Origin of the sequence: Luedemannella flava, assembly GCF_039528515.1 — a bacterium.
GTDB classification, from domain to species: domain Bacteria; phylum Actinomycetota; class Actinomycetes; order Mycobacteriales; family Micromonosporaceae; genus Luedemannella; species Luedemannella flava.
Genome location: NZ_BAAALT010000360.1, coordinates 1 through 4,191, shown reverse-complemented (window position 1 = coordinate 4,191; position 4,191 = coordinate 1). Strand labels below are relative to the sequence as shown.

Annotated in this window: 5 protein-coding genes; 1 reads left to right on the top strand and 4 read right to left on the bottom strand. The window is 73.2% G+C overall.

Features of this window, described 5'->3' with window-relative positions:
* Positions 1-476: 476 nt before the first annotated feature.
* From ABD211_RS33425 to ABD211_RS33410, 4 genes are read right to left on the bottom strand one after another with little or no spacing between them, the layout of a single operon-like run.
* On the bottom strand, positions 477-938 hold the full coding sequence (locus tag ABD211_RS33425; RefSeq protein WP_344140581.1) for an OsmC family protein: 462 nt from the start codon (positions 936-938) through the stop codon (positions 477-479).
* A gap of 37 nt (positions 939-975) precedes the next feature.
* A complete protein-coding gene (locus ABD211_RS33420) occupies positions 976-1,437 on the bottom strand; it encodes a hypothetical protein (protein WP_344140579.1) in 462 nt (153 codons plus the stop codon).
* The gene (locus tag ABD211_RS33415) at positions 1,415-1,996 is read right to left on the bottom strand and encodes an RNA polymerase sigma factor (RefSeq protein ID WP_425560597.1); all 582 of its coding nucleotides are present in this window, start codon (positions 1,994-1,996) and stop codon (positions 1,415-1,417) included. Before ABD211_RS33415 ends, ABD211_RS33420 begins: the two co-directional genes overlap by 23 nt.
* 30 nt (positions 1,997-2,026) lie before the next feature.
* Complete coding sequence (locus ABD211_RS33410) at positions 2,027-3,196, bottom strand: S8/S53 family peptidase (protein ID WP_344140576.1); 1,170 nt, start codon at positions 3,194-3,196, stop codon at positions 2,027-2,029.
* Between the two features lie 103 nt (positions 3,197-3,299).
* Here ABD211_RS33410 and ABD211_RS33405 point away from each other — a divergent pair.
* A partial coding sequence (locus ABD211_RS33405) for a tetratricopeptide repeat protein (protein ID WP_344140574.1) occupies positions 3,300-4,191 on the top strand: 892 nt, incomplete at its 3' end.

Here is a 4,191-nt window from a genome sequence, read left to right as displayed (position 1 = left end):
GGGTCGTGCCGGCCTGCGCCGTGCCCGACAACGCGACCACGGCGGCGCCGGCGGCCAGCGTCAACGCCAGCGCCGGCACCATGATGCGCAGCCATCGCCGGCTGCGTGCTGGGACGTTCATAGCTCTGGTCCTCTCGGAGACTGCCGGGTGTTAGCGTTAACATGCGGCAATCGCGGTCCACGCACGTAAAAGGTCGGCGGGACCATGCGTGCCTAACATGGCCGAAACATCGCGCTAACAGTCGCGGTTTCCAGAGCGTGCCAGAACCCTTGGATCACTGCAATATTTCACGCCAGGAAATCTCGCCAAGCCACCCCGAATTGGCGCTGTACCTGCGGGAATGTGCCTCAACTATGGCGTCGTTATATACACTGCCATCGAAGCTTTCGGGGGTTCGACAGTGTGACTCACCGAAATAATCACGCATAACAGTTCGGCTTGTAGCGGTGTTGTTTTCGCGGACTCCGAAAACATTTTAGGTTTCTGTTACCTGGGCGGTAGCGGCAGAGTCGCGGCCCTCGTCGATGACGGACGCCACCGGGGTGCCGAGTTCGACGGTGCGGCTGACCGTGCAGAGCCGGTCATGTGAGCGCTGCACGGCGGTCGGCAGGATCCCTCGCGCCGCGTCGCCCTCCGGGGTGTCGGGGAAGGAGACGTGGAAGGTGACCTGGATGTCGGTGAGCCGGTTGCCGCCCTCGTCACGCACCTTGTTCGCGCTGACCTCCACCCGGAACTCCTCCGGCTCGGCCCGACGGGACGTCAGGGCGGCCACGTCCAGGGCGGTGCACCCGCCGATCGCGGCGAGCAGCAGCTCGACCGGTGTGAAGGCGGCGTCGTCGCCGCTGGCGAACGTGAGTTGCCCGCCACGGCTGTTGGTTACGGTGTGCCCGCCGCCGGGCGTGCGCTCGATCGTGATGCTGCGGTGCTGGGTCGCCATGCTCCCAGTCTGCCGCCTGCGCGGCCGGCGCGGTCCGTTACAGCAGCACCCAGTCGGTGTGGACCGCGGCGACCGCGTCCGCGTGCGCCCGCCACGTCAGCCGGACCGGACCCACCGGGATGCCGTCCGCGCTGAAGCGGCCCAGGTCGTCGGCGACCAGCTCGACCGAACCGCCGCGGTGGTCAATGTGCACGGTCGCGCCGGCCGGGGGCACGAGCTGGCCGACGAGGCTGACGTGGCGGTCGTCGCGGGTGACCTCCAGCTCGATGGTCAGCTCGTCGGCGGCGAACGTCAGCAACCGGGCCCCGCCGGGGCCGCGCACCGTCGCGGGACGCCCGTCGTCGCGGGCCGAGTCGGCGATGAGCTCAGCGAGCGCCGCGGCGGGGTCACGCCAGCCGTGCGCCTCCCGGGCCGCCGCCCGCACGTCGGGGGGCACCGGGTCGCCCACGTGGTCGGTCAGCAACGCCCACAGCGCCTCATCGGTCAGGCTCTCCCCCATCGCGGACCCCTTCCTGAACCTGCAGCCGCCGTCGGAGCGAATCGAGGCAGCGGGCCCGGGTGGGGCCGATGCTGCCGATAGGCATCTCAAGGGCGTCGGCAACTTCAGCGTACGTCGGTGGGGGCGTCGCGAGTAGCACGCTCAACAGTCGCTGGCAGTTCGAGGACAACCCGGCGAACGCGCGCCGCACCGAGGCACCCTCCTCCGCCCGCAGCAGGGCCGTGTCCGGGGCCTCGGCGACCTCCTCGGCACCGTCGAGACGCCAGTCGTCGCCGGTCGGCACGGTGCGCGCCGACCGGCGGACGAGGGCGAGGGCCTCCCGCCGGGCGGTGGTGACCAGCCACGCGCCCAACCGGTCGGCGTCGCGGATGTCGTTCAGGTGCTCGACCAGCCGCAACCACGTCGCCTGGCTCACGTCGGCCGCGTCGGCCCGGCCCAGCCGGAAGCTGCGCGCGACCTTCCAGACCAGGTCGGCGTACCGGTCCACGAGGACATCCCAGGAACGCTGGTCGCCACCGGCAGCCGCGGCCAGGAGATGTCCGTTGCTGCTGGCGGTCAGATCGCCGGCGTGCACACGGGGTTCCATCGGTCAGGGCAGTCCCGGATATCCCGCGTAGGTGTCCGACGCGTCGGCCAGCACGGCCGCGCGGGCCGCCGCGGCCGACGCGACGGCCGCCAGTTTCTCCGCCAGCGCCGCCACCACGTACGGCGTCGCGAAGGATGTGCCGCTCCACTGGGCCCAGCCGGTGCCGAACTCGGGATGCCGGACGAACGTGCTGGTCAGGTCCGCGCCGGGGGCGGCGAGGGTGACCCAGTCGCCGGCGTTGCTCCACTCGCACAGGTCCGAGCTGTCGTGCGCGGCGACCGCGAGGACGCGATCGTCGCCGGTCGCGAAGGCGGCCGGCCAGAACGGCCGCCCGCGCTGCCCGTCGTTGCCGGCGGCGGCGACGACCAGGCGGTCGCCGGAGGCCAGGAGGTCGTCGAGGGCGTCGGCCAGCACGAGCGGCGCCTGGTCGTCGACGGTGAACCCGCCGAGCGACAGGTTCACCAGGGTGGCGTCGTCGTCGACCCGCCCCAGTGCGGTGACCAGCTCCGCCTCGGTGCAGATGCCGAAGGTGTCGAGCACCCGCAGCACCCGGATGTCCGCCTTCGCGGTGCGCTGGGCGATGACGCCGGCGATGAAGTTGGCGTGTCCCACGTCGCCGTCGATCACCCCGTCGTCGTCGACGTCCACGTCGGACTCGATGTCGGCGTCGTCGACCCGGTAGTAGCGCGCGGGCAGCGGACTGTCCCGCCAGATCCCGGTGTCGATGACCGTGACCCCGACGCGCGGGCCCTTCGGGCTGTTGGTCAGCTCCGCCGCCGGCGCCGGCACGGGTGGCCCGAACGGCCCGCCGTGCTCGAACGGGGTCGACAGGAAGATGTGGTTGGGCGTGGCCGCCGGGCGGTCGTCACCCTCGCCCGCCGCGCGCTCGCGGATGGTGCGGGCCGCCGTGGTCACGTCGAGATCGCGCGCCCGCAACCGCCGGAAGCCGCGGACCAGGGTCGCGTCGGCGACCGTGTCGCGCGGCGCGTGCCCCTGCCGGTTCAGCACGTCGTGCGCCAGGTCCCGGTGCTCGTCGCGGACCAGGACCTCGTCGGCCACGTAGTACGCCGGTGGTCCGCCTCGGACGGACTGCGCGCGCATCAGGCCGCGCTCCTGCAGGCGCCGGGTGCGCCGCTCGCGCCACCGGTCAAGCCGTTCTCCGGACACCGCCATGTTCCCCCCTCACGTCGGTGTCCACCCTAGAGAGACAGCCGGCCGTTTACGCTCAGCGATACGACCGATTCACAGAGCTACATTGGGATGACACGATTCCCGGATGCCGCGTACCGAGTCCCTCGTCGCGGCCGCCGAAGAGCTGCTCGACGGCGTGATGGCCGACCCGTGGCGGGCCCGTGGGCAGGCCGAGGCCCTCCTGGTCCGGTCGCGTCGGGCCGGCGACGTCACCGCGCGGGTCGTGACCCACCGGGTGCTCGGACTGGCGGCCAGGGAATGCCACGAGCCGGCCGTGGCGGTCGGGCACCTGCGCCGGTCGGTCGCGCTCGCGACGCGCCACCGGCTCGCCCGCCGCGCCGCCGAGTCCCGGATGAGCCTCGCGCTCGCCCTCGACGACGTGGGGCGCCCGGCGGCCGCGCTCCGCGAGATCGACCGGGCGGTAGCCGGGCTCACGGGCGTGGGCCGGGCGCGGGCGACCATGCAACGCGCCATCATCCTGCGCCGCACCGGCCGCGAGGAGGAGGCGCTGCGCGCCTACGACCAGGCGCTCGCCGCGTTCCGGCGCGCCGGCGACAGCCTGTGGCAGGCCCGGGCGCTGACCAACCGGGGCGTCCTGCGGGCGTACCGGGGGGTGCTCGCCGGCGCGGAGCGCGACCTGCGCGCCGCCGAGCGGATCTACGTTGACCTCGGTCAGGACGCCGCCGTCGCCCAGGTGCGGCACAACCTCGGCTTCGTGGCCGCCCAGGCCGGCGACGTGCCCCGGGCCCTCGCCTGGTACGACCGCGCCGATGTGTACTTCCGCCGCAACGGCCGGCCCGCCGTGGCCCTGCTCGACCGGGCCGAGCTGCTGATGTCCGCGCGGCTGTGGCCCGAGGCCCGGCAGGCCGCCCGGGAGGCCGCGCAGGCCAGCGCCGGCAGCCGGATGGGCCTCGTGCTGCCGCAGGCCAGGCTGTTGGAGGCGCAGGCGGCGCTGGCGGCGGGCGACCCGGCCGGCG